General features: G+C 59.5%; 22 protein-coding genes. 17 read left to right on the forward strand and 5 right to left on the reverse strand.

Translation table 11 applies throughout. The features are described from left to right. The first annotated feature begins 22 nt into the window (after positions 1 to 22). The 14 genes from fliR to C5L12_RS03905 all read left to right on the forward strand — a co-directional run bounded on the left by fliR (position 23) and on the right by C5L12_RS03905 (position 13,596). Positions 23 to 775 carry a flagellar biosynthetic protein FliR gene (gene fliR, locus C5L12_RS03840; protein ID WP_105370678.1) on the forward strand — a complete coding sequence of 251 codons (753 nt, stop codon included), beginning with the start codon at positions 23 to 25 and terminating at the stop codon, positions 773 to 775. Positions 776 to 784: 9 nt separating this feature from the next. Continuing rightward, a complete protein-coding gene (locus C5L12_RS03845; RefSeq protein WP_105370679.1) occupies positions 785 to 1,186 on the forward strand; it encodes a hypothetical protein in 402 nt (133 codons plus the stop codon). 158 nt (positions 1,187 to 1,344) lie between these two features. Next, positions 1,345 to 1,896: a rod-binding protein gene (locus tag C5L12_RS03850; RefSeq protein ID WP_105370680.1), complete on the forward strand. Its 552-nt coding sequence runs from the start codon at positions 1,345 to 1,347 to the stop codon at positions 1,894 to 1,896. Positions 1,897 to 1,922: 26 nt separating this feature from the next. Beyond that, positions 1,923 to 2,288 (forward strand): hypothetical protein, encoded by a 366-nt coding sequence (locus C5L12_RS03855; RefSeq protein ID WP_105370736.1) that lies wholly within the window; start codon positions 1,923 to 1,925, stop codon positions 2,286 to 2,288. Further along, positions 2,288 to 2,827, forward strand: coding sequence for a hypothetical protein (locus tag C5L12_RS03860; RefSeq protein ID WP_105370681.1), 540 nt, complete (start codon positions 2,288 to 2,290; stop codon positions 2,825 to 2,827). The genes C5L12_RS03855 and C5L12_RS03860 overlap by 1 nt, the downstream gene beginning before the upstream one ends. A 172-nt stretch (positions 2,828 to 2,999) precedes the next feature. Next, positions 3,000 to 3,653, forward strand: a complete 654-nt coding sequence (locus tag C5L12_RS03865; RefSeq protein WP_105370682.1) for a hypothetical protein — start codon at positions 3,000 to 3,002, stop codon at positions 3,651 to 3,653. 84 nt (positions 3,654 to 3,737) lie between these two features. Beyond that, the gene (locus tag C5L12_RS03870) at positions 3,738 to 5,477 is read left to right on the forward strand and encodes a GumC domain-containing protein (RefSeq protein ID WP_105370683.1); all 1,740 of its coding nucleotides are present in this window, start codon (positions 3,738 to 3,740) and stop codon (positions 5,475 to 5,477) included. Positions 5,478 to 5,604: 127 nt separating this feature from the next. Next, complete coding sequence (gene folD, locus C5L12_RS03875; protein ID WP_105370684.1) at positions 5,605 to 6,504, forward strand: bifunctional methylenetetrahydrofolate dehydrogenase/methenyltetrahydrofolate cyclohydrolase FolD; 900 nt, start codon at positions 5,605 to 5,607, stop codon at positions 6,502 to 6,504. Positions 6,505 to 6,632: 128 nt separating this feature from the next. After that, entirely contained in the window at positions 6,633 to 7,994 is a 1,362-nt protein-coding gene (locus C5L12_RS03880; RefSeq protein WP_105370685.1) for an ABC transporter substrate-binding protein, read from the forward strand. A 93-nt stretch (positions 7,995 to 8,087) separates the two neighbouring features. Further along, a complete protein-coding gene (locus C5L12_RS03885) occupies positions 8,088 to 9,101 on the forward strand; it encodes a carbohydrate ABC transporter permease (RefSeq protein ID WP_105370686.1) in 1,014 nt (337 codons plus the stop codon). 1 nt (position 9,102) lies between these two features. Further along, a complete protein-coding gene (locus tag C5L12_RS03890; protein ID WP_105370687.1) occupies positions 9,103 to 10,263 on the forward strand; it encodes a carbohydrate ABC transporter permease in 1,161 nt (386 codons plus the stop codon). A gap of 35 nt (positions 10,264 to 10,298) precedes the next feature. Beyond that, on the forward strand, positions 10,299 to 11,954 hold the full coding sequence (gene bglA, locus C5L12_RS03895; RefSeq protein WP_105370688.1) for a beta-galactosidase BglA: 1,656 nt from the start codon (positions 10,299 to 10,301) through the stop codon (positions 11,952 to 11,954). A gap of 18 nt (positions 11,955 to 11,972) precedes the next feature. Further along, positions 11,973 to 13,061, forward strand: coding sequence for an ABC transporter ATP-binding protein (locus C5L12_RS03900; RefSeq protein WP_105370689.1), 1,089 nt, complete (start codon positions 11,973 to 11,975; stop codon positions 13,059 to 13,061). A gap of 178 nt (positions 13,062 to 13,239) precedes the next feature. Beyond that, positions 13,240 to 13,596, forward strand: a complete 357-nt coding sequence (locus C5L12_RS03905) for a hypothetical protein (RefSeq protein ID WP_105370690.1) — start codon at positions 13,240 to 13,242, stop codon at positions 13,594 to 13,596. Positions 13,597 to 13,637: 41 nt separating this feature from the next. On the opposite strand, the gene edd is transcribed toward C5L12_RS03905, so the two are convergent. From edd to C5L12_RS03930, 5 genes are all read right to left on the reverse strand, one after another. Then, a complete protein-coding gene (gene edd, locus C5L12_RS03910) occupies positions 13,638 to 15,455 on the reverse strand; it encodes a phosphogluconate dehydratase (protein ID WP_105370691.1) in 1,818 nt (605 codons plus the stop codon). 81 nt (positions 15,456 to 15,536) lie between these two features. Further along, entirely contained in the window at positions 15,537 to 16,235 is a 699-nt protein-coding gene (gene pgl / locus C5L12_RS03915; RefSeq protein ID WP_105370692.1) for a 6-phosphogluconolactonase, read from the reverse strand. A 24-nt stretch (positions 16,236 to 16,259) separates the two neighbouring features. Further along, the gene (gene zwf, locus C5L12_RS03920) at positions 16,260 to 17,732 is read right to left on the reverse strand and encodes a glucose-6-phosphate dehydrogenase (RefSeq protein ID WP_105370693.1); all 1,473 of its coding nucleotides are present in this window, start codon (positions 17,730 to 17,732) and stop codon (positions 16,260 to 16,262) included. Between the two features lie 102 nt (positions 17,733 to 17,834). Next, positions 17,835 to 19,124: an NAD(P)/FAD-dependent oxidoreductase gene (locus C5L12_RS03925; protein WP_105370694.1), complete on the reverse strand. Its 1,290-nt coding sequence runs from the start codon at positions 19,122 to 19,124 to the stop codon at positions 17,835 to 17,837. A gap of 11 nt (positions 19,125 to 19,135) precedes the next feature. Then, positions 19,136 to 20,575: a glutamine synthetase family protein gene (locus tag C5L12_RS03930; protein ID WP_105370695.1), complete on the reverse strand. Its 1,440-nt coding sequence runs from the start codon at positions 20,573 to 20,575 to the stop codon at positions 19,136 to 19,138. Between the two features lie 113 nt (positions 20,576 to 20,688). Here C5L12_RS03930 and C5L12_RS03935 point away from each other — a divergent pair, with 113 nt between their 5' ends. The 3 genes from C5L12_RS03935 to C5L12_RS03945 all read left to right on the forward strand — a co-directional run bounded on the left by C5L12_RS03935 (position 20,689) and on the right by C5L12_RS03945 (position 24,162). Then, the gene (locus tag C5L12_RS03935; protein WP_105370696.1) at positions 20,689 to 21,885 is read left to right on the forward strand and encodes a BaiN/RdsA family NAD(P)/FAD-dependent oxidoreductase; all 1,197 of its coding nucleotides are present in this window, start codon (positions 20,689 to 20,691) and stop codon (positions 21,883 to 21,885) included. Between the two features lie 139 nt (positions 21,886 to 22,024). Further along, complete coding sequence (locus C5L12_RS28345; RefSeq protein WP_165924093.1) at positions 22,025 to 22,162, forward strand: hypothetical protein; 138 nt, start codon at positions 22,025 to 22,027, stop codon at positions 22,160 to 22,162. Between the two features lie 158 nt (positions 22,163 to 22,320). Then, the gene (locus C5L12_RS03945) at positions 22,321 to 24,162 is read left to right on the forward strand and encodes a methyl-accepting chemotaxis protein (protein WP_105370698.1); all 1,842 of its coding nucleotides are present in this window, start codon (positions 22,321 to 22,323) and stop codon (positions 24,160 to 24,162) included. Positions 24,163 to 24,336: the final 174 nt, after the last annotated feature.

Here is a 24,336-nt window from a genome sequence, read left to right on the forward strand (position 1 = left end):
GTCCGCAAAGGACGATTCTCAGATGATAACCGACCCGCAAGGGACCATACTCGCACTTTTTCTGGCATTCTGCCGAATGGGTGGGTGCGTCATGGTACTTCCGGGCTTTGGAAGCGCGCGCGTGCCGCCTCAGGTGCGACTGTTTGCAGCCGTCGCCCTGTCCATGGCGATGTTGCCGGTCCTGTGGGATACGATCTATCCGAAAGCCTCATCCCCCAGTGCAACTTTCATCGGGCTGATCTTCACGGAGGCGATGGTCGGCATCGTTTACGGGTTGATTGCCCGGCTTTATACGCTCGGCATGCAGTTCACGGGCTCGATCCTGACCATGGCGATCGGCTTTACGGCACCAGGGGGGCATGATGTCCTGGAAGACACGAACGAAAACCAGCTCACGAACCTGCTGACGCTGAGCGGTCTCCTCTTACTGTTCATGATGGACTTCCACCACGTGGTGTTCCGCGCGCTGATCGACTCCTATACGGCTACGCCCGTCGGCGCGGTCATTGATTCGCAAAAGATGCTGATCACGCTGACCGACACCCTGCGCGCCTCGACCATAATCATGCTGAGGCTGGCAAGCCCATTTCTGATCTATGGCCTGATGTTCAACGTGGCGGTCGGTCTCGTCAACAAGCTTGCGCCGCAGATCCCGGTGTATTTCATCTCGACGCCCTTCCTTCTCATGGGCGGGCTTTTCCTTCTCTATCTGTCGATCGCGGCTCTCATCCGGCAATACGCGGATGGGTTTGCGCCGATCTTCCTGTCTTTCTAGGAGAGCGGCATGGCCGGTCCAGTGAAGCGTTCCGAAAAGCTCAAGCGCCTTGTGGCGGTCCAGCGGCATATCGAGAAGATGGCGGAACATGAACTCGCTGCGACCACTCGGCATCGCGCGGAGGTCAATCAGTCCATGGAAGAAGTGATCGACGCGATCGGGTCCATGCATCCGATCCACCGTCAGTTCTCGCAGCAATATGCCGAGCGCTTTGGGCGCCTGACAACCAAGGAGCGCCAGCTTGCTGGCGTCCAGCAGCTTCAGGAAATGAAGGTGCTGAAGGAGCGGACCAAGGCGGACCGCCTGCAAGACAATATGAAGGATGCGCGCGATCATGAGGATCGCGAAGCCGCCGACAACTCCATTTATGAACTCATCGAGATCACCCTCGGCTCGCAGATGATCAAATAGGCGCCAGCCTCCAGCAAGCTTCGAGAGCCATAGTCTCCTCATGACGCAGATGACCCGGCACGAATTCGGTTCGGACGGGATACTGCACCGTTTCAAATTGCAGCCGTCGATGAGCGCGTTCCTGGAATGCGTCTCGTGGCGTTACGAAAGGAGCTCGCGTGGCGATTTCACCTCCGACCGACCTGGTCCTGGACGTCGTACGTGCCGCGGACCCGACTGCCGTGCAAGAAGCCCAGGCCAAACTGAAGGCGAACAAGGCGGCTTTCGCCGCGACCAGCCTGGCGGAAGTTGGCAAGGGTTTCGGCGCGGCCATGAAGATGATCGATACGCCGGCCACTGAAGCCGGTCTCGGGAATGCCGAAGCGCCGAAGCGTGCGGCCGAGATGCCCGACGAATATCGCAAGTTCGAAGCCTCCATTCTGCAGAACTTCGTAAATTCCATGCTGCCGAAGGAAACCGAAGAGGTTTACGGCAAGGGCTCTGCCGGTGAATTCTGGAAGAGCATGATGGCGGAAAAGATCGCCGACGAGATGTCCCAGAAGGGCGGCATCGGCATTGCCGAACAGATGTATTCGCAGGCGCTCGACCGGGCTGAGCGGCAGGGCGCGGTAAACGCGACCACCGACGAAAATGACCGGAGCCGCGCAATGAGCATGATTACGGATTTCGAACGTGAGGTTCTCGGCGTCGGCAAGACGAACGAGGCCTGACAATGAATCAGACTGGGGCAGAAGATATGGAAGTCGTTTCGAATGATTATCGCATCAAGACCGTGCTTGGCCGGTTGGAAATGATAATCGACAACGAGAATCAGCGGATCGGTCGTGATCCCGAATTCGACCTCAAGGTGTCGAATGCTCACAAGAGCCGCTGCCTTTACGAGCTGACGATGCTGTTCCGCGGCACGGATCCGAGAGAACTTGCGATCGGCTACATCGACCAGATGCATGGATTGAAAGCCAAGCTGGCGCTGAACGCGCGGCGGGTCGAGGCGCATCTGCATGCGGTGCGGACGGTTGCTGATCTCCTGAAGAATGCGGCGCGCGATGCGGATGGCGACGGCACCTACACTCAGGAACAGTTCACCTACGGCGAAGTCTGATGGTCAAACTCCTTCTTACCGGTCTATGGGTCTGCATCGTCACGCTCGGGGCGGTGTATTTCTCTGTGCAGATGTCGGCTGCGCCTGCGCCGGTCGACGAGGAAGCCAGGAAGAAGGAACTTCTCGAACTGGTCCGGGGCGAATCGATCACCATTCCGGTCATTTCGGAGGGAGCGATAAGCGGCTACTTCCTCAGCCGTGTCTCGTTCATGATGGACAAGGAGAAGATCAAGGGCGTTAAGCTTCCAATGACGGAGCTGACCACCGACGAGCTTTTTACGCTGCTGATCGGCAACAAGATGGTCGATCTCAGCAAACCGGGCGCCTTCGAACTCGAAAAATTTCGTTCGACGATCAAGGACGACCTGAACAAGAGACTGGGTGATGGCCTTGTGGCGGAAGTGCTGGTCGAGCAACTCGACTACCTTTCTAAAGAAGACATCCGCAACAACGCCTCCCGTGGCAACAAGAACCCAAATCCCGGCAAGAAGATTGTCGAAGGGGTGAAGGTCGAGGAGCCGAAATCTGCGGGCCATTAGCCAATTCGGTTAAAATTATTGAAGAAGAAGCCGGCCGACATGCCGGCTTTTTTGTTCCACGATTCCCGAAAACGCACGGATCTCTCGCATTTTAGCGATCAATTTAAAGGTGGGTTCAGAGCGCTCTGTTTAACGTTGGAAGAGATTGGCCTTCCCATTGTTGAGCGCAGTAATGAACGCATCGGGAGAATTCCAGATATCGCCTCGGCCCGGGAACCTGCTCGGGCTGCAGGTGTGTGACCTTGGCTGGGACGCAGCGCTCAGCCTTGTCGAAGGGATAGTCTCGTTGCGAGGCAACCGGACTGCACTTGCCTTTCTCGATGGTCGCAGCTTCTTGCGCCAGCTCATCGATCCGGCCTACCGAAGCGAGCTCGGCCATCGTCTGATGTTACCGAGTGGCGGCCGTGTTTTCGGGATGTTGGCGAGCGGAATATGCGAGAGGTCTGCGCCTGAACGGTTTTCGGCAACCACCTTCCTTCCTGCGCTCCTGACTTTCCTCGAAAAGAGTTACCGGATCGGTATTGCCGGCGAGGACATTGCCCGCCTGAGGGTATTGCGAGAGCACTTTGCCCGCCATGCGCCATGGCATGAGATCATTGTGGTTAGTCCGGGACAGGAAGTACTTCCGGCTCTGGACTTCATTATCGTGGATGCAGCGACCGCGGCGCAGGAAATCCGGATCGCGCGCTGGCTTGCAGCGGGTCATGCTGGACTGACGATATTCGCAGGAGCCGGTCTCACCGATTTTCTCAAGAACAAACCAGTTCGGGACAGGCGCAGGAGCAGCGGGCTGCTGCCTCAGTCCCTCATCGGCATCAGAAGTTAACTCTTTATTTGCCGTAAAAATTTAGACTGCCTTAATCAACGGCAACCTCGGGGATGCCGAGAGCACGGTTATTGCGGTCGCCCCATGTACCAGTCGGCGAAAATCGTTGAAGAGCAGGATTCCAGGCCGGGCGCTTTGCGGTCCGGTCTTGGCTCTGTCTTTTCCCGCATGCGGTGGACGCTGTGGAAAACGGGCGCCTCGATGCTGGTTGGCGGAGCTCTGCCATTGCTGCTCGGCGATGGCCTCCCGCAAACTTATGAAGCAACCACCCGGCTGAAAGTCGAAGCAGCCAGCGAAGACGCGGTTGAGGGAGCCTTGAAAGCGCTCCGTTCCAAACAGGTTCTCGACAATCTTATCCGCGCACTCAACCTTCGGGATAACAGCGAATTCGGGGTGGATCGCCCGAGCGTCGTTCGGGTCGTCTCGGATATCGTTTCCGGTAGCGAAATGACGGTCTCGCAGGCCGAAAACCGGCTGCGTGAACGGCTCTCGCAGGCGCTTACGGTCGGGTATGACCAAGGGACGAACCAAGTTGTGATCTCGGCCTCCGTTGAGGATCCTGGCGAGGCGGCAAAAATCGCCAACATGCTGGGAGACACATTCCGCGGCGAACTTGCAGTCGCAGGCGCCGCCACGTCGGAGCCCGTGGTCGAAAAGCTCCGTCAGACACTCGAACGCGCGGAGGCGGCGCTTGCCGGTTTCGCAGAGGAGACCGGCGGACAGAAGCTGGCCGAATTGCGTCGCAGCCAAAATGAACAAAAGCAGCTGGTCGCAGAAGTCGCCGAGGTGCAGGCGGAACTCGCGGACCTCAAGATCACAGCTGCACGAGCGTCCGCCATGACGCTGGAAGATGTGCTCAACAAGCCGCTGCCGGATAATCTGGATTATACCGGCCTTGAATACCAGCGCCAAAGGCATGTCGAGGCGAAGCTCGCCGTCGACCAGCTCTCAGGCAATCTCGGTCCGCGCCACCCGCGCCTTCTCGCCGCGCAGGCTGCGCTGGGGGAGGTTCGACTGGATATCCAGAAGGCCCTGAAGCAACTGTCCTCGACGCTTCGCCAACAGGAGACGGCTGTTGCCCGGCGCCTAGCCGAACTGAAGAACAAGCAATCCCGAAAACCGGATGACAAGGAAATAGCCGAGTCTGCGGCGAGACTCGCAGCGCTTGAAGAAGCGGCAAAAGAGGCGCGCCAGAACTATCTCGATGCTCTTCACCGGTCGGAAGGCCAGGCGGCGCTGCCGGTCGCCAAGGTCGAAATCCTAAGCCCGGCGACGGCAGAGGTCGCGCAGCCGGCGGGCCTGTCGATGATGCAGGCATCAGCCGCCGGTGCCGTAGCTGGCCTTTGCTTTGGCCTTGCTCTCTCTGGCCTCACGCGTCGCAGCTCCGGGTCGGACGAGATGGACGAGGAGCCCGCTTTCGATTTTGCCGTAGAGCCCGAGCCAGCCCACAGGGAGCTCGAGGCTGTCGACCTGGTCGAGACGCTCGAGGATGAGGACGATGCCGACTATTACGAACCTCAGCGGGATCTTCCGGCATTTCGCCGAAAAACGCGCTACGCGGCGCCTGCCAATGACGTGCCGCTTGCCGAGCAGATCCGCGAGATGCTGATCGCCAACCGCAGACCGTCGCGCGAGATTGACCTGCCGCCGCTGGTCGCGGCCGTTATGTCGGGCGGGAGTGCCTATCCGCCGTCTTATAGTGCGGCGCGATCCTCCCCTGAGGATATTCGAAAAGCTGAAGAGGTTCGCGAATTGCGCCGTAACATGACGGAGCTTCGGGAGAGGGTTCAGTTCTATTCCGCCCGCCGCGGGTCGACGTTGTAATAACGGACATCCGCGACATCGAATCAGCTTGCATTTGCCGTCTGCGACCAGCATAGGGCGTTGGCGGGCAAATCCGACCGATACCCGCTTTGTAGATTGGCGGCGGTTTCAAGCGGGAGGGTGACGCGTGGCTGTAGTGATCGATGGCAAAGAGGCAGCAGCATCCGTGATTGCAGCCGTAACCGAGGCGACCGCTTCTCTTGAAAGTGAAACGGGCGTTAAGCCGGGGCTCGCGGTCGTCATCGTCGGCAACGATCCGGCAAGCCACGCCTATGTAAACTCCAAGAGCAAGATGGCCAAGCAGTGCGGATTCAACTCGATCCAGCATAGCCTTGCTGAAGAGACGACGCAGGAAGAACTTGAAGAGCTCGTCGCCGGGCTGAATGCCGATCCAGCGATCCACGGTATTCTCGTGCAGCTTCCTCTGCCGAAGCATCTGAAGGCGGAACCGGTAATCCTTTCGATTTCACCGGAAAAGGACGTCGATGGCCTGCATGTCGTCAATGCCGGCAAGATCGCGACCGGAGACTTGGAAACGGGCCTTATTTCCTGCACGCCGGCCGGCGCAATGCTGCTCGTCAACCGCATCCACGGCCGAGATCTTTCCGGCCTCAACGCCGTCGTCATCGGCCGCTCCAACCTGTTCGGCAAGCCGATGGGCCTGTTGCTGCTGGCCGCCAATGCGACCGTGACCATGGCGCATTCCAAGACGAGGGATCTCGCCTCGGTCTGCCGCAATGCCGATATCCTGGTTGCTGCCGTGGGACGGCCGCAGATGGTCAAGGCGGATTGGGTGAAGCCGGGAGCTACAGTGATAGATGTCGGCATCAACCGCGTGCCGGCCCCGGACAAGGGTGACGGAAAGAGCCGCCTTGTTGGTGACGTCTCTTATGTGGATGCAGCAGAAATCGCCGGAGCCATCACGCCCGTTCCCGGTGGCGTCGGCCCGATGACCATCGCAATGCTGATGGCCAACACGGCAATCGCCGCCTATCGCGCCGCCGGAAAAACCGCACCCAGATTTTAATCGATTTAAAATATTCTGAATGCCGCTGCCGGAGGGGGTTGACTCCTCGGCAAGAGCGTTAAATCTCTTTCCATGTTTTGGAACTCTCGGTTGGGTAGAAGAAGCCGGGACAATGGGAGGGTAGTTTCATGAAGACACCATTTTGGATCGGTACGGCGCTCGCGGTCGTTCTCGCAGGAAGCGCAGCCGCCCAGGAACTCAAGTTTGCGCCGGGTCAGGACGCGCGCTTCAACTGGAAGAGCTACGAGGATTTCAAAGCCGCCAATGCCAACCTCAAGGGGCAGAATCTGACGCTATTCGGCCCTTGGCGTGGCGAGGACGAGGTACTGTTCAACAGCGTTCTGGCCTACTTCAATGCGGCGACCGGTATCAATGGCAAATATTCCTCCTCGGAAAACTACGAGCAGCAGATCGTCATCGATACGCAAGCGGGCTCGCCCCCGAATATCGCGATCATTCCTCAGCCGGGCCTTTTGGCCGATCTGGCCACCAAAGGGTTTCTGACGCCGCTCGGCCAGGAAAACGCCGACTGGGTGAAGCAGAACTACGGTGCAGGCGAGGGCTGGATCCGGTATGGCACCTATAAGGGCAAGGATGGAAAGGAGGCCTATTTCGGCTTCCCATTCAAGGCCGATTTCAAATCCATGGTCTGGTATGTGCCTGAAAACTTCGAAGAGGCGGGCTACGAGGTACCCAAGACCATGGAGGAACTGATCAAGCTCAGCGACCAGATCGTTGAGGATGGCGGCGTTCCATGGTGCATCGGCCTTGGCTCCGGGGGCGCCACAGGCTGGCCGGCGACCGACTGGGTCGAAGACATGATGCTGCGCACCCAGACTCCGGAAACTTATGACAAGTGGGTAAGCAACGAGATCAAGTTTGACGATCCGGCCGTAGTGGGCGCGATCGAAGAGTTCGGCAAGTTCGCCAAGAATGAGAAATATGTCAGCGGCGGTGTTGCGGCAGTTTCCTCCACCGACTTCCGCGACAGCCCGAAGGGTCTCTTCGGCATTCCGCCGAAATGCTACCTGCATCACCAGGCATCATTCGTGCCGTCCTTCTTCCCGCCGGATACGAAGCTCGGCACCGATGCCGACTTCTTCTACCTGCCGACCTACGCCTCCAAGCCCGAGCTTGGCACGCCCGTTCTCGGCGCCGGTACGATGTTTGCCATCACCAAGGATTCACCAGCCGCCAAGGCCTTCATCGAATTCCTGAAGACGCCGATTGCTCACGAGGTCTGGATGGCGCAGTCGTCGTTCCTGACGCCGTTCAAGGGCGCTAATCCTGATGCATACGCCAACGACGTCATGAAGAAGCAGGGTGAGCTTCTGACCACGGCAACGACCTTCCGTTTCGATGCGTCCGACCTGATGCCGGGCAAGATCGGCGCCGGCGCATTCTGGACCGGCATGGTCGACTATGTCGGCGGCAAGGACGCCAAAACGGTTGCGACCGACATACAGAAGGCTTGGGACGGCCTGAAGTAAACCTCCGAACATAAATCCGAGAATTCGCCGCGCCGGTTTTTCGGCGCGGTGCCTTCAGAAAAATCCGGAAAAATCGGTGAAAAGGGGAGAGGCATGATATCGCAGGTCGTTTCAGCCGTCGGCGTTGTGATCGCCGGCGTTTTCATCTGTGCCTTGTATTACTGGCTCTCCGACAAGATTCTGCAACTCGTGTTTCCGGTTCCGGTGGATAATGTCCATGCGGCCTCGGTGAACCTCAACCGGCGGGCGGTGGTTCGCCCCTGGCTGTTTCTGGGGCCGGCCCTCATCCTGCTGGTCGTCTATCTGGTCTATCCGGTAGTCGCGACCTTCGTCTTGTCCTTTTACGACCGGTCGGGCGGAAATTTCGTTGGTCTTGCGAACTATCGCTGGGCCATCCAAGACGCGCAGTTCCGCCAATCGATCTTCAACAATATCCTGTGGCTGGCGGTGGTACCGGCGGCCTGCACCTTCTTCGGCCTCGTTATCGCCGTGCTGACCGATCGGATCTGGTGGGGTAATCTCGCCAAGAGCCTGATCTTCATGCCAATGGCGATTTCTTTTGTCGGCGCCTCCGTCATCTGGAAATTCATCTACGAATATCGCGGCGGCAGCGAGACTCAGATCGGCCTCCTGAATGCTGTCGTGCAGTTCTTCGGCGGCAATCCGCAGGTGTGGATATCGCTTCCCTTCTGGAACAACTTCTTCCTGATGGCGATCCTGATCTGGATACAGACCGGTTTTGCTATGGTCATCCTGTCGGCAGCGCTTCGCGGCATCCCGGAGGAGACGATTGAGGCCGCCGTCATCGACGGCGCCAGCGGCTGGCAGATTTTCTGGAAAATCATGGTGCCGCAGATCTGGGGCACGATTGCCGTCGTCTGGACGACCATCACGATTCTCGTTCTGAAAGTCTTCGACATCGTGCTGACCATGACGAACGGCCAGTGGAACACCATGGTCCTGGCGAACCTGATGTTCGACTGGATGTTCCGTGGCGGGGGGGACAGCGGACGAAGCGCGGTCATCGCGCTCATCATCATGGCCGCCGTAACGCCGATCATGATCTGGAATATCCGCCAGGCGAACAAGGAAATGGGAGGCCATTGAGATGAACCCTGCCGTCAGCCTCCGCCGTATCGGGCTCCCGCGCCTCATCGTCCATTTGTCGGTCCTGGTGATCTGCATCATCTGGCTTATCCCGACCATCGGCATCCTCGTCACCTCATTCCGCGATGCAGGCCAGATCGCCGCGTCGGGCTGGTGGACGGCATTCACCGGCGCTGCCGAGACAAGTGCTGCCCGCCTTGGCGAGCCGTCCACCGCCAGACAGGAGGGGGCGAACTACGTGATTTCCGGCTCAGTCTTCGAGCAAGGCCAGAGCGGGGCGGTTCGCGCCTTCGGCACGCGCGTCGCGGCGCCGACGGAATTCGAAGCCGGGCAGGCGGCCGACCTCGGCGACGGCGAGATGCTGACGATCAACGAGGACGGCAGCTACGTCTATACGAAGAATGCTCCCTTCGACGGCGAGCGTGGAAAGCGCGTCTATCTTTCCGTTGCGGCGCCGCCCTCCTTTACCCTCGACAACTACCGGACCGTCCTGACTTCGCAGGGCATTGGACAGTCTTTCGTCAACTCCTTGACGGTCGCGATCCCTGCGACCATCATCCCGATCCTGATCTCCGCTTTTGCCGCCTACGCGCTGTCCTGGATGGAATTTCCCGGGCGTGCGCTGATCATTGCTATGGTGGTCGGGCTGATCGTCGTGCCCTTGCAGATGTCCCTCATTCCACTTCTCAGGATGTATAACGAGATCGGCAACTTGTTCGGGGTGCCGTCGCGCAGCTATGCGGGCATCTGGCTTGCCCACTCGGCCTTCGGAATGCCGCTTGCGATCTACCTTCTGCGCAACTACATCGCAGGCCTGCCGAGGGAGATTATCGAATCCGCCCGGGTTGACGGCGCGAGCGACTTCGAGATCTTCGTGAAGATCATCCTGCCGCTGTCGTTTCCGGCTTTGGCATCCTTCTCCATCTTCCAGTTCCTGTGGACATGGAACGACCTTCTGGTCGCCATGGTCTTTCTCGGTACAGGCAAGGATCAGCTTGTCCTGACCGGCGCTCTCAATGCGCTTTTGGGCTCCATGGGCGGAAAGTGGGAAATTCTCACCGCCTCCGCCTTCATCACGATTGTGGTGCCGATTATCGTCTTTTTTGCACTTCAGCGGTATCTCGTCCGCGGATTGCTTGCCGGCTCGGTCAAGGGCGGCTGAGCCGCAGGCTTATTGTGTCAACTACAGGATATTGAATGATCATTTCGCACGAAAAACCCGCGGAGCTGGACAAGGATTGGTGGCGTGGGGCGGTCATCTATCAGATTTATCCGCGGTCCTTCCAGGATTCGAACGGCGACGGCATCGGTGACCTGAAGGGTATCACTGCGCGCCTACCGCATGTCGCCGCGCTCGGGGCCGATGCGATCTGGATATCGCCGTTCTTCCCCTCACCCATGAGGGACTTTGGCTACGATGTCTCGAACTACACCGATGTCGATCCGATGTTCGGGTCGCTCTCCGACTTTGACGGTCTGATCTCGGAAGCCCATCGGCTTGGCATCAAGGTGATGATCGATCTTGTGATGTCCCACAGCTCCGACCAGCATCCATGGTTCATCGAGAGCCGGTCCAGCCGCTTCAATCCCAAGGCCGACTGGTATGTCTGGGCCGATGCAAGACCGGATGGAACGCCGCCGAACAACTGGTTGTCGATCTTTGGTGGATCCGCCTGGGCCTGGGATCCGACGCGCATGCAGTATTACATGCACAACTTCCTGACATCGCAGCCGGACCTCAACCTTCACAATCCGGAAGTACAGGATGCGCTCCTGGACATGACCCGTTTCTGGTTGTTGCGCGGCGTCGATGGTTTCCGTCTGGATACGATCAACTTCTATTTCCACGACAAGGAACTGCGCGACAACCCGGCGCTTGATCCCTCGCGGCGCAATGCATCCACTGCACCGGCAGTAAACCCCTATAACTTCCAGGAACATGTCTACGACAAGAACCGGCCTGAAAACCTGGAATTCCTGAGACGCTTTCGGGCCGTGCTTGACGAGTTTCCGGCGATCGCCGCTGTCGGTGAGGTCGGCGACAGCCAGCGGGGCCTTGAGATCGTTGGCGAATATACCTCCGGCACCGACAAGATGCAGATGTGCTATGCGTTCGAGTTCCTGGCGCCGGATCCGCTGACGCCTGCGCGTGTCGCAGAAGTGCAGAACGCCTTCTCGGTCGCCGCGCCGGACGGCTGGGCATGCTGGGCCTTCTCGAACCACGACGTCGTGCGTCACGTCAGCCGCTGGGGCCACGATCTTCTTGACCGCGACGGCTATGCAAAGATGTCGGCTGCGATCCTCATGACGCAACGCGGTTCGGTCTGCATCTATCAGGGCGAGGAGCTCGGCCTCACCGAGGCGGATATCGCCTATGCCGATCTGCAAGACCCCTACGGCATTCAGTTCTGGCCGGAATTCAAGGGGCGGGATGGTTGCCGCACCCCCATGGTGTGGGACGCACAGGCGTTGCAGGCCGGTTTTTCGACCGCCGAGCGAACCTGGTTGCCCATCCCCGTCGAACATCAGCTCCGCGCCGTCGGCGCCCAATATGGCGACCCCGCTTCCGTGCTGGAGCAGTACCGTCGCTTTCTGGCGTTCCGCAAGCAGCACCCGGCCTTTGCAAAGGGCGATATCGCCTTCCTGCCGGAAGATGGGCCGGTGCTCGGCTACAAGCGGCAGTACGGCAACGAGACCGTGCTTTGCCTGTTCAATATGAGCCCAAGCGAGACCTCGACGGAATTGCCTATCGGCGACTGGGAGATTTTGACGGGGCATGGATTTGAAAGCGGCCTCGAAGGCCGACGCATCGAACTACCGGCCTGGGGGGCGTTCTTCGCCCGCCACGCCTAACGAAAACGGGAGGGAAACATGGCTGGTGTCGTGCTTAAGGATATCCGCAAGGCCTATGGTCAGGTGAAGGTGCTGCACGGCATCGACCTTGACATCAAGCAGGGCGAGTTCGTGGTTTTCGTCGGGCCCTCAGGCTGCGGAAAATCCACGCTGCTGCGGATGATCTCAGGTCTCGAGAGCATCACAGGCGGGGAAATGTTTATCGACAATCAGTTGGTGAACGAGGTTCCGCCTTCGCGCCGCGGCATCGCCATGGTTTTCCAATCCTACGCGCTTTATCCGCACATGACGGTTTACGACAACATGGCCTTCGGCATGCGGATCGCCAAGGAAAGCAAGCAGGAGATCGACCGTCGCGTCCGCTCGGCTGCCGACATCCTGCAGCTCACGCCCTATCTCGGCCGGTTGCCGAAGGCGCTCTCGGGCGGGCAGCGGCAGCGCGTGGCGATCGGCCGGGCCATCTGCCGCAATCCGAAGGTCTTCCTGTTCGACGAGCCGCTCTCCAACCTCGACGCCGCGCTTCGGGTGGCGACCCGCATCGAGATCGCCAAACTCAACGAGGCGATGCCCGATACCACGATGATCTACGTCACCCACGACCAGGTGGAGGCGATGACGCTTGCGGACCGTATCGTTGTACTCTCGGCCGGGCGTATCGAACAGGTGGGGGCACCGCTCGAGCTTTACGAGCGTCCCCACAACCTCTTCGTCGCACGCTTCATCGGTTCGCCGGCGATGAACATCATTCCTGCAACGATAACCGAGACTGGCGAGACCACCACCGTATCACTGAGGGGCGGCAAGTCGGTGCGTCTCCCGATCGCGACTGCCGCTACTGAAAAAGGCAAGGCTGCAAGCTTCGGCGTGCGCCCGGAGGATCTTTCGATCGCGACTGGCGAGGAATATCTTTTCGAAGGGCAGGTCTCGATCGTCGAAGCCCTCGGAGAAGTAACGTTGCTTTACATTGAGGGGCTTGCCGACCAGGAACCGATTATCGCCAAGATTCCCGGAATTCTGAACGCGAAGAAGGGGAACGCTATGCGCTTTGCCGCCGACCCTGCGAAGCTGCACCTTTTTGATGCAGAAGGTAAGAGCTATCGGAAATAAGGGATAAGCCGCCGTTTACTATAAACCACCGAGCGTTGTTGGGAATTGTTCTGGATTGAGACTTCAAAACGCTCTGTTAAATTTCACCGGCTAGCCTTCTTCTCATAAACGAAGGAGGGACGTCGTGAGTGCGGCTCCAAAAAACAAAAATCACTTTTTGAGTAAGGAAGAGTCTTTCATGTACGACCGGGAAGCCCGGTTCAAGATGGAAGACACGATGAATGCGGCGCGCATCGAATATACGGAAAAAGGCGTGATGAACATGGCGCAGCGCCGCTGCGACGTGCTGCGCATTTCCCAGAGCAGCGCCGTTATCGGTATCCTGACCCAGTACAATCTGCCTCAGCAGTTTTACCTCGATATTCCGGATGCGCGGATCACCAAGGTCGGCTGCCTGTTGATGCGCACCAATGCCAACAACACGATCGAAGTCCGTTTCCTGCGCCTTCTCACGCAGAAGGAGATGGACCGGATTTTCGTGTTTTCGACCCATCCCAACCATCGCGACCGGACGCTCGACATCCGATCCTGGTGAAGTCGGAAATTTTCGATGGGCGACTCTGGCCGCCCATTCATTTATGCAAACACGCTTGCACCCTGGTCCGCGTGACCGACATTGCGGCGGAATGCGGCGAAGAGCTCTCGGCCCATGCCGAACTCGTTGCCCGAAAGGTCGGCGACAACAGGCGTCCGCGCTTCAAACTCGCCCGCATCCACCAGTACCTCCAGCGTACCTGCGACGGCGTCAAGCCGGACCATGTCTCCGTCCTTGATCTTGGCGATGGGTCCGCCGTCGGAAGCTTCCGGGGTAATATGGATCGCCGCCGGCACCTTGCCCGAGGCACCTGACATGCGCCCGTCAGTCACGAGCGCCACCTTGAAGCCGCGGTCCTGCAGCACGCCCAGCGGAGGCGTAAGACGATGGAGTTCCGGCATGCCGTTTGCTTTCGGCCCCTGAAAGCGGACGACTGCGACAAAATCCTTGTTGAGTTCGCCGCGCTTGAAAGCGTCCTGCAGCCCCTGTTGATCATGGAAAACAATGGCCGGCGCTTCGACGATGTGGCGCTCCGGCTTTACCGCGGAAATCTTGATGACGGCCTTGCCGAGATTGCCGGTCAGCATCTTCAGCCCGCCGGTGGACTGGAAAGGTGTCTCTATGGTCGACAGAACTTTCTTGTCTCCACTTTCGGCCGGTGCCGGCTCCCGCACCACCTGGCCTTGAGCATCGAGTTTCGCTTCGACGGTATAGGCATCGAGGCCGTGGCCGAAGACGGTGCGAACGTCGTCATGCAAGAAGCCTTGCTTCAGGAGCTGCTTGATGAGGAAGCCCATGCCTCCGGCGGCGTGGAAATGGTTCACGTCCGCCAGACCGTTCGGATAGACGCGGGCGAGCAGGGGGACGACATCCGAAAGGTCGGAGATGTCCTGCCATGTCAGGTGAATGCCGGCCGCGCGCGCCATGGCGACGAGGTGGAGCGTGTGGTTTGTCGAGCCGCCGGTGGCGTGCAGGCCAACGACGCCGTTGACCACCGAACGTTCGTCGATCATCTCGCCGGCTGGTGTGAATTCATTGCCGAGGGCGGTGATGGCGAGCGCCCGCTTGGCGGCTTCTCGAGTCAATGCTTCGCGCAGCGGCGTACCCGGATTGACAAAGGAAGCGCCGGGCATGTGGAAGCCCATGATTTCCATCAGCATCTGGTTGGAGTTTGCGGTGCCGTAGAAGGTACAGGTGCCGGGGCCGTGATAGGACTTCGACTCGGCGTCGAGAAGTTCTGAGCGGCCGACCTTGCCTTCCGCATAGAGCTGCCGGATGCGCGACTTCTCGTCGTTCGGTAGACCCGAAGTCATAGGGCCTGCCGGAATGAAGACGGAGGGCAGGTGGCCGAAGCTCAGCGCTGCGATCACCAGGCCGGGTACGATCTTGTCGCAGATGCCGAGGAAGACTGCTGCGTCGAACATGTTGTGGGAAAGGCCGATGCCGGCCGCCATGGCGATCGCATCCCGCGAGAACAGCGATAGTTCCATGCCCGGCTGCCCTTGGGTGACACCGTCGCACATAGCCGGCACGCCGCCCGCAACCTGCGCGATCCCGCCTGCCTCCCGGGCGGCTTCCCGGATGATCGGCGGGAAGATCTCGTAGGGCTGGTGGGCGGAGAGCATGTCGTTATAGGCTGTGATGATGCCGAGGTTCGGAACGACGTCGCCCGCGAGCGCATCCTTTTCGGCGGGGGAACAGACCGCAAAACCGTGTGCGAGATTGCCGCAGGAGAGTGTCGACCGGTGCGGGCCTCGCGATGCCGCTCGCCGGACGCGGTCGAGATAGGCCTCACGGTGCGGCTTTGATCGTTCTACGATGCGGGCGGTGATAGCCTCGATGCTGGAATGGGCGGCCATGGGTGTTGTCCTCATCCGTCAAGCCCGGCTTGGGAATGGCGAAAGCCGACCGGGATTGCTCCTGTTGAAAATCCTGCGCCTTTACGGCGCCCAGTAGATCTCTAGCGGCGACGCAGCGTGATTGAGCACGGCGCGGATTGGCATCTCCGCTTCGTCGGAACCGGCCTTCGCCTTCTCCAGCACGTCCCGCTTGCCCTGACCTTCGATATGAAGGACCAGGAAACGCGCGTCCGAAAGGCTTGCAAAGGAGAAGGTCAACCGCTCCTCGCCAGCACCTTCCGCCTCCATGGTCAGAACGCCGCGAGGGCCAGAAAGATCGAGCGCTTTCGTGAGATTATTGCCGTGCGGGAAGAACGAGGCCGTATGGCCATCGGTTCCCATGCCGAGGATGGCGACATCGAAAGGATTTCCAATGCCCGCCGTCTTATCTGTTGCCGCGACCGCAGCTTCGTCGATTGAGGGTCGATCATAATAAAGCGGGATGAACTTCGCCGTCGCAGCCTTGTCCTTCAGGAGATGCGTCGCGACCAGAAGATGGTTGGAGCGCGGATTGTCGGCCGGTACGAAACGCTCGTCGACCAGAGTGACCGTGACCTTGCTCCAATCGATATCGCGCGCCGACAGCGTCTCGAAGAACTTTTTCGGTGTGGAACCGCCAGAGACTGCGATGGACGCGATCCCCCGTTCGCGGATCGCGGCGGCCAGGCGTGCCGCAACCTCGTCCGCCAGGGCGGCAGCAAGTGTTGCGGCATCGGGAAAGTCATGCAGGTTCGCGGTCATTGCCCGGTCTCGCCCTTCCTATCGTCAGCCTTCGTGCCAGGTGCGGTGATCCCGTTCTATCAACGCGATCGCTTGGCTGGGTCCCCAGGTTCCGGCGGTATAGCCCTGCACCTGCTGGCCGGTTGCTTCCCAACCCTTGAGGATCGGGTCGACCCAGCGCCACGCGGCTTCCACCTCGTCACGGCGCATGAAAAGGGTCTGGTTGGAGCGGATCGTGTCCATCAGGAGCCGCTCATAGGCGTCGGGATTGCGAACCGCGAACGCTTCCGCAAAGCTCATGTCGAGCGAAACCTCGCGAAGCCGCATTCCGCCGGGACCTGGGTCCTTAATCATCAATGATTGCTTCACCCCCTCATCCGGCTGCAAGCGGATGATCAGCTGGTTTGCGGCAATTCGGCCCGCAGCATTGTCGAAGATATTGTGTGGGATCGGCTTGAAGGTGATGACGATCTCGGAGACGCGGTTCGCGAGCCGCTTGCCTGTACGGATATAGAAGGGCACGCCGGCCCAGCGCCAGTTGCCGATCTCGGCCTTTATGGCCACGAATGTCTCGGTATTGGAGACGCCGCCTTCCAGCTCGTCGAGATAGCCCTTAACGGGGCCGCCGGCTGAAGCGCCCGCGCGGTACTGGCCTCGCACCGTGAATTGTTCGACATTGGCTTCGGTGATCGGCTTCAGCGCCCGTAGCACCTTGAGCTTTTCGTCGCGCACCGATTCCGAATTCATCGAGGAAGGGACTTCCATGGCGACAAGGCAGAGAAGCTGCAGGATATGGTTCTGAACCATGTCGCGCAGCGCGCCGGCCGTATCGTAATAACCGGCGCGGCCTTCGAGCCCGACAGCCTCCGCAACCGTGATCTGCACGTGATCGATATGCTCGGCATTCCACAACGGCTCGTAGAGCGCGTTGGCGAATCGCAGCGCCATCAGGTTCTGCACCGTCTCCTTGCCGAGATAGTGGTCGATACGGAAGATCTGCTCTTCGCGGAAAACCTTGCCGATCGTATCGTTGAGTTCGAGCGCTGAGGCGAGATCGCGGCCAATCGGCTTTTCCACGACGATCCGGGTTGCTTTCGTGATTAGCTTGTGGTCGCGGATTTTTTCGGAAATTGCTCCGAAGATGCCGGGCGCAACGGCGAGATAGAAAACGCGCACCCGTTCTTTTCCATCATCGATGAGCTTCTTGAGCGCATCCCAGCCCTGATCGGACTTGGCATCGATCGAGACGTAGTAGAGCCGCTGGCAGAACTTTTGAACTTCAGCCTCGTCGTATTCGCCCTTCTTCAGGTGCTCCTTCAATGCGTCCTGAGCAAATTTTCGATAATCTTCGTGTGAGAGATTGCTGCGGGAAGCGCCGATGATACGGGTTGGTTCCGTAAACTGACCCTCCACCTGACGGTGGTAAAGGGCCGGCAGGAGTTTGCGCTCTGCGAGGTCGCCGGTTCCGCCGAACACGACGCAATCAAAGGCTTCGACTGGGATGATCTGGCTGCTCATCTCTGTTCTTTCGTCCTGGATGGTTGGGGGCATACTTAATCTAATCGATTTAAAAAGGCTAGCCCGAATTGATGTTGAGGACCTCGTAGGGTCGCTTGCTTGTCAGAGCCTGTCGCGCAGCGCAAACCACGTGAGGGCCAGAAAAAGCAACGGCGTTCGCATATGACGCCCGCCTGGAAAGGCGGGAACATCCAGTGCGGCAAGTTGATCCAGTTCGGTCGCATTGCCGGAAATCATGTCAGCATAGAGCTTGCCACAATAGTTTGACAGCATGACGCCGTGACCGGAATAACCGCCGATCGAGGTCACACCCGGCATGACTTCGCGCACGAAAGGCTGGCGCGGCATCGTGATTCCCACATTGCCGCCCCATGCATGCGTGATCGCAATGTTTTTCAGGCTCGGATAGGTGGCGATGATTTGCTGGCGGATGGCCTGCGCAGTATCTTTCGGGTCGCGAGAGGAATAGACCTCGCGCCCTCCGAACAGGAGACGGTTGTCGCGCGACTTGCGGAAATATCTCACGACGAATCGCGAATCGGCCACCGCCTCGCCGCCCGGAATGACCGTTGGAAAATCATCGAGCGGTTCCGTGGCTGCGATGAAGGAGCCGATCGGCATGATGTGTGCGGACGTGACAGGTTCCAGTTCGCCGACATAGGCGTTTGTGGCGATCAACACCCGGTCGGCCGTCAGCGTTCCGGACGGTGTGTCTACCATAATTTTACCGCTTGCCCGCCGGATGGCTCTGGCCTTCGTCATCTCATGGATCTGAGCGCCCGCCGCCTTGGCGACACGCGCAAGACCGATCAAGAGCTTCAGGGGATGAATGTGGCCCGTGCCCGTGTCCCGGACGCCGCAGTAATAGTCGCCTGTACCAAGCCGTTCGGCAGTTTCCCTGGCCTCCATGAACGAGATATGGGGATAGGCGTAGCGCTCGGCGGCAATCTCGGCATTCGCACGATATTCCCTCTCGTGTCCCGGCTTGTGGGCGACATTCATCTGCCCCGGCATGTAATCCATGTCGATGCCGTGAACATCGGCAAAATCGAGAAGATGGCGCTTGGCATGCTCCGCCATATCGAAGAGCGCCTTCGAGCGTTCATAGCCCAACTCCTTCTCGAATTCTTCCGGCCACCAGCGCTGGCCGGTGCCCATCTGCCCCCCATTGCGTCCCGAAGCGCCGTCGCCGAGGCGATATGCCTCGATCAGGGTGGTGGAAATACCGCTCCTGGCGAGGTTGTAGGCGGCCTGAAGCCCGGTATAGCCGCCGCCGACGATCGCGACATCGACCGTCTTCGATTCGTCGAGGGCGGGATAGGTCGGTCGTTCGCCAACGGTTGCCTGATACCAGGAAACCCCCGGCGCTATCGGGCTCTGCCACTTGTCCAAAACACCAGCCCTCACACGTTGAGAAGCAGGAATTCCCGCTCCCACGGGCTGATGACCTGCATGAAGGTCTCAAATTCCCCACGCTTGACGCCCGCATAGAGGCCTATGAACTCGGGGCTGAAGACCTGCGCCAGGGCTGGTTCTGATTCCAGCAACGATACGGCTTCGAGCAGGCCACGAGGCAGATCGATCGAGCCTTCGTTGGCCGTATCTTCCGTGGGCGGCGCCGGCTCAATCCCGTTCATGATGCCGAGCAGGCCGCAGCCGAGCGACGCCGCGAGCGCCAGATAAGGATTGGCGTCCGAGCTCGGCAGTCGGTTTTCGACGCGGCGGGCGTTCGCGTCCGAAACTGGCACACGGAAGGCGGTGGTACGATTATCGTAGCCCCAGGCATTGTTGACCGGTGCCGACATGTCGGGCGTCAGGCGGCGGTAGGAGTTCACATAGGGAGCCATCATGGCGAGCGTCTTGGGCACATAAGTCTGCATGCCGCCGATGAAGTGGAAAAATTCCTTCGAGGCGGAGCCGTCCGGGTTCGAGAAGACGTTCTTGCCGGTTTTGATGTCGACCACCGACTGGTGGATGTGCATCGCCGAACCCGCCTGGCCCTGCATCGGTTTGGCCATGAAGGTGGCGTAAATCCCGTGCTTCAGGGCTGCTTCGCGGATCGTCCGCTTGAACATGAAAACCTGGTCGGCGAGTTCGATCGGATCGCCATGGCGCAGGTTGATCTCGAGTTGCGCCGGACCTTCCTCATGAATGAGGGTGTCGATCTCCAACCCCTGCTTTTCGGAAAAGTGATAGATGTCGTCGATCAGCTCGTCGAATTCATTGATGCCGGCAATCGAATAACCCTGGCCACCGAGGATCGAACGGCCCGACCGGCCTTTCGGCGGGTGCAGGGGATAGTCAGGGTCGTCGTTTTTGGCGACAAGGTAAAATTCGATTTCCGGGGCTACGACAGGTTTCCAGCCGCGTTCTTCGTAAAGCCTGACAATGTTCTTCAACACATTGCGCGGCGTGTAGGCCACAGCCTTGCCATCCGTATCGACGATATCGCAGATCACCTGCGCCGTCGGGTCCGTCTCCCACGGAACGACCGCGAGAGTGGACAGATCAGGCATCAGCTTCAGGTCGCTGTCCCGCGGCTCGTAACGGAAGGTGCCGGTTTCTTCGGGATATTCACCTGAGATTGTGTGGCGGTAAAGGGCGGAGGGCAGCGCAAGCGAAGTATTCGACGTGAATTTCGAAGATGGCATCATCTTGCCGCGCGGAACGCCGGCCAGATCGGGTGTGATGCATTCGACATCCTCGATCCCCCGCGCTCTCAGCCACGCGGTGGCCTCCCGCCAGTCCGCCACGCCTCGAAGGGAGGTGAGCGTCGGTTGGGCAGCGGCTGCTTTGAGCACGGTGCCGGTTGCGGGGGCGGGATTGGCTTTTTTGCGCGGCATGACACACCGGAGTGAGGTTGATCGAAGTTCCCATCATAGCCACGGATTGGCGCTTGGCGAGGGGGCGTCATTGACTTTGGCGCCGGGGATGGCGAAGAGCCAACGGGGAAACGATGGAGCGCCGGGTGACGCGAAAATTCGACGTGGTGATTTTGGGCGCAGGCGCCGCAGGGATGATGTGCGCGATCCGAGCCGGAGCCCGCGGACGTTCGGTCCTGTTGCTCGACCATGCGAAGGCGCCGGGGGAGAAGATCCGCATCTCCGGCGGCGGGCGATGCAACTTCACCAACATCCATGCCAGCGCCAGGAATTATCTGTCCTCCAATCCGCATTTCGCCAAGTCGGCGTTTGCCCGCTACACGCCGCGCGATTTCCTCGACATGGTCGAGGCGCACAAGATCGGCTGGCATGAGAAGACGCTCGGGCAGCTCTTCTGCGACGAAAGCGCCAAAGACATCATTCGCATGCTGCTCATCGAAATGCAGGCGGCAGGAGTGGTCCTCGAACTGCAGAAGCAGGTCACTTCGATCGAAAAGACTCCGGATGGCTTTCGCATCGCAACGTCTGAAGGTGCCGTGGAAGCAGCAGCACTCGTCGTTGCGACGGGCGGCAAATCGATTCCGAAGATGGGGGCAACCGGCTTTGCCTACGAGATTGCGAAACAGTTCCGCCTGAAGGTCATCGAAACACGTCCGGCGCTCGTGCCGCTGACGCTCGACCCGAACCTGTTGGAGAGACTGTCGCCGCTATCCGGCGTCTCGGTGGCGGCGGAGGTACGACACGGCAAGACGGCTTTCCGGGAAGCGCTGCTGTTTACTCATCGCGGCCTGAGTGGCCCTTCCATCCTGCAGATATCCTCCTTCTGGCGGGAAGGAGACGACATCACCCTGGTGATCGAACCGGACCTGGATGTTGCGTCCATGCTTAAAGCAGCGCGCAAGGTCAACGGCAGGCAGGCTGCGCAGACGGTGCTTGCAGAAGCTTTGCCCAAACGGCTGGCGCAATTTTTTGTCGAGACGAGAGGCGTGACGGGACATCTGGCGGATCTTTCGGACAAGGCGATCGCAGGGCTTGCCGCTGCAATACAGAATTGGACGATCCGGCCTGCCGGTTCGGAAGGTTACAGGACGGCGGAGGTGACCCTTGGCGGCGTCGATACATCCGAACTGGATTCCAGGACCATGCAGGCGAAGGTGGTGCCCGGTCTCTATTTTATCGGCGAATGCGTTGATGTGACCGGCTGGCTCGGCGGTTATAATTTCCAGTGGGCCTGGGCATCAGGCCATGTTTGCGGGGAAGCATTGTCGTAGTGAGTGATTCAGCACTTCTTAATATACCTCCCTCATCCTGCCTTAATGCCAGCAAAATCCTGTGGTTAAGAGCTGGTATACGCAGCCTGTCGGGTCGCGGCAGGACGTCGAGAGCAACCGTTTTTGGGGTTCAGGATTCATGCAGAAAACCCGCCGTGCCCGCGCAATTGCAATCGCACTCGTCAAGGACGACGCCAGGCAGAAGCGGTTGCGGCTTCTGGTGATCTCGATCGGGGCTATGGCAGCTCTTCTCTCCCTTCCGGCGTTTTTTCACTAATCGCTTGAAAGCAATTTAAAGAAGCTGGCTCTCCGCAGCCATTGCTCTGCATGACTCACTGAAGCGGTGTCGCATCTTGAATTCCACTGGTTCAGTAAAATTTTAAAGATTGCTCATAATAATCCGACTGTCTTTATCCCACAGGGAAGGCTTGGGGCATGTCGAGATTTTTTCCATCGTCCGTCGTATCGCGGATCGCCTTCTTCTGTCTGTTCATGATCTTCGTCGCGATTGCCGCGGTTGGCGGTCTCGCCTACGTGCATCTGCGCGGCGATATCATGGAAACGGCGAAAGCAGATGCCCATAAGGCGGTTCGCACCATGAGCCTGCTCTACGAGCTTGAGCTGCCCGGCGCCAAGAGCGAAATCCGCGACGGTTTCGTTTCCCGCGTGCTTCAGGGGGATGGAGTTCTGAGTGACCATGACCTGGTGGACCGTACGGCCGGAGCTATCGGTGGCGTTGCTACCCTCTTCGAAAAGCGCGGCAGCGATTATGTTCGCGTCTCCACCAACGTGAAAACGGAGAAGGGCGAACGTGCTATCGGCACCAAGCTTGCCGCGGAACACCCGGCGCAGCCGTTCCTTGCCCGCGGTGAAGCCTATTTCGGCCCGGCCGTCTTGTTCGGCCGCGATTTCATGACCGGCTATTTTCCGATTACCAACGCCTCCAATGCCGTTACAGGCCTCCTGTTCATTGGCATCCCCATGGAGGTCTACTTCGATCACATCGCCTCCTCGGCTTATGTCATTGTCGGCAGTTCGGTTGCTGCACTCGTCCTGATCGGCTTTGTGAGCTTCTTCACGCTGAGGAGCTTGCTCCGCCCGCTCGGTGTACTGACCAGCACGGTCCGCACGCTCTCCGGCGGAAATGATGCGGTCGAGATCCCTTATACCGCGCGCCGCAACGAGTTCGGCAACATCGCTCGTGCGCTGGAAGTGTTCCGCGACGCAGCCCGCGAAAAACGGCTCATCGAAAGTCGAAGCGTGGAGGAGCGCAGCGAAGCAGAGGCGGAACGTCGCCGGAGCGATGAGGAAAAGCAACGTGTCGATCAGCAGATCGATATTGCGGTCAGCGAGCTGGCGGCGGCTCTATCCCGCTTGGCGCAGGGCGATCTCTCGACCACGATCGAGACTGTTTTCTCAGGCAGGCTTGAACAACTGCGCAACGACTTCAACGGCTCTATCGTCCGGCTACGCGATACTCTTTCCGATATCCGCGAAAGCACGCTCTCCATCCAGAAGAGCAGTGCCGGTCTCAGCCATTCATCGACCGAACTCTCGCGCCGAACCGAAACCCAGGCAGCCTCGCTGGAAGAGACCGCTGCCGCAGTGGACCAAATCACGGTAACGGTGCGGTCTTCGGCCGAGCGTGCCCGCGAAGCCAATCACGCCGTTTCGGAGACCAAGAAGAGCGCCGACAATTCCGGCACCGTGGTCAACAACGCAGTCGCCGCCATGGGGCGTATCGAGGAGGCCTCGCGGAAAATCGAACAGATCATCGAGGTGATCGACGATATCGCCTTCCAGACCAACCTCCTTGCGCTGAATGCCGGGATCGAGGCAGCGCGCGCAGGCGAGGCCGGCAAGGGCTTTGCCGTCGTGGCTCAGGAGGTCCGCGAGCTTGCCCAACGATCCGCCGGAGCGGCGAGCGAGATCAAGGATCTGATCACGCAGTCAAGCCAGGAAGTAAGCTCCGGGGCCGGTCTGGTACAACAGGCGGGTGCGGTGTTGGCGGCCATCAGTCAGCAGATCACCGGCGTCAGCCAGCATGTCGATATGATCGCAACCGCAAGCCAGGATCAATCGGCGGCCCTGCAGGACATCAACAACTCGGTCAACCGTATGGATCAGATGACCCAGCAGAACGGCGCAATGGTCGGCGAAACCACCGAGGCGAGCCGCCGTCTTGCCGAAGAGGCCGACGCCCTGCTTCAACTTGTTCAGCAGTTCCGCATCGACGGCGTAAAGCATTCGCGCCCGCAGGCTTCCCGGGCGGCTTGAGGTTTCTTGTCGGAAATCCGTGGGGCGGCAGCGATGCCGCCCTTTCTTGTTGTGCGCCCAGCATGGGCGCATTCTTGTGGGTGGAAGTCCCACCGTAAGCTGGTCATGGCGAGCGAAGTGAAGCGCAACTGCGGAAGGGCGACCGACCGTGGGGAGGAAGCGTGGATCGAACCT

This window comes from Neorhizobium huautlense (genome assembly GCF_002968575.1).
In the GTDB taxonomy this organism is placed as follows: Bacteria; Pseudomonadota; Alphaproteobacteria; order Rhizobiales; family Rhizobiaceae; genus Neorhizobium; species Neorhizobium huautlense.

Bases quoted from the DNA above. Each gene is read 5' to 3' on its own strand.
- C5L12_RS03880 (WP_105370685.1), top strand. From the start codon at position 6,633: ATGAAGACACCATTTTGGATCGGTACGGCGCTCGCGGTCGTTCTCGCA.
- C5L12_RS03855 (WP_105370736.1), top strand. From the start codon at position 1,923: ATGGAAGTCGTTTCGAATGATTATCGCATCAAGACCGTGCTTGGCCGG.
- C5L12_RS03865 (WP_105370682.1), top strand. From the start codon at position 3,000: ATGAACGCATCGGGAGAATTCCAGATATCGCCTCGGCCCGGGAACCTG.
- fliR (WP_105370678.1), top strand. From the start codon at position 23: ATGATAACCGACCCGCAAGGGACCATACTCGCACTTTTTCTGGCATTC.
- C5L12_RS03900 (WP_105370689.1), top strand. From the start codon at position 11,973: ATGGCTGGTGTCGTGCTTAAGGATATCCGCAAGGCCTATGGTCAGGTG.
- C5L12_RS03885 (WP_105370686.1), top strand. From the start codon at position 8,088: ATGATATCGCAGGTCGTTTCAGCCGTCGGCGTTGTGATCGCCGGCGTT.
- C5L12_RS03930 (WP_105370695.1), bottom strand. From the start codon at position 20,575: ATGCCGCGCAAAAAAGCCAATCCCGCCCCCGCAACCGGCACCGTGCTC.
- C5L12_RS03945 (WP_105370698.1), top strand. From the start codon at position 22,321: ATGTCGAGATTTTTTCCATCGTCCGTCGTATCGCGGATCGCCTTCTTC.
- zwf (WP_105370693.1), bottom strand. From the start codon at position 17,732: ATGAGCAGCCAGATCATCCCAGTCGAAGCCTTTGATTGCGTCGTGTTC.
- C5L12_RS03860 (WP_105370681.1), top strand. From the start codon at position 2,288: ATGGTCAAACTCCTTCTTACCGGTCTATGGGTCTGCATCGTCACGCTC.
- C5L12_RS03845 (WP_105370679.1), top strand. From the start codon at position 785: ATGGCCGGTCCAGTGAAGCGTTCCGAAAAGCTCAAGCGCCTTGTGGCG.
- C5L12_RS28345 (WP_165924093.1), top strand. From the start codon at position 22,025: ATGCAGAAAACCCGCCGTGCCCGCGCAATTGCAATCGCACTCGTCAAG.
- C5L12_RS03905 (WP_105370690.1), top strand. From the start codon at position 13,240: ATGTACGACCGGGAAGCCCGGTTCAAGATGGAAGACACGATGAATGCG.
- C5L12_RS03870 (WP_105370683.1), top strand. From the start codon at position 3,738: ATGTACCAGTCGGCGAAAATCGTTGAAGAGCAGGATTCCAGGCCGGGC.
- C5L12_RS03890 (WP_105370687.1), top strand. From the start codon at position 9,103: ATGAACCCTGCCGTCAGCCTCCGCCGTATCGGGCTCCCGCGCCTCATC.
- pgl (WP_105370692.1), bottom strand. From the start codon at position 16,235: ATGACCGCGAACCTGCATGACTTTCCCGATGCCGCAACACTTGCTGCC.
- edd (WP_105370691.1), bottom strand. From the start codon at position 15,455: ATGGCCGCCCATTCCAGCATCGAGGCTATCACCGCCCGCATCGTAGAA.
- C5L12_RS03935 (WP_105370696.1), top strand. From the start codon at position 20,689: ATGGAGCGCCGGGTGACGCGAAAATTCGACGTGGTGATTTTGGGCGCA.
- bglA (WP_105370688.1), top strand. From the start codon at position 10,299: ATGATCATTTCGCACGAAAAACCCGCGGAGCTGGACAAGGATTGGTGG.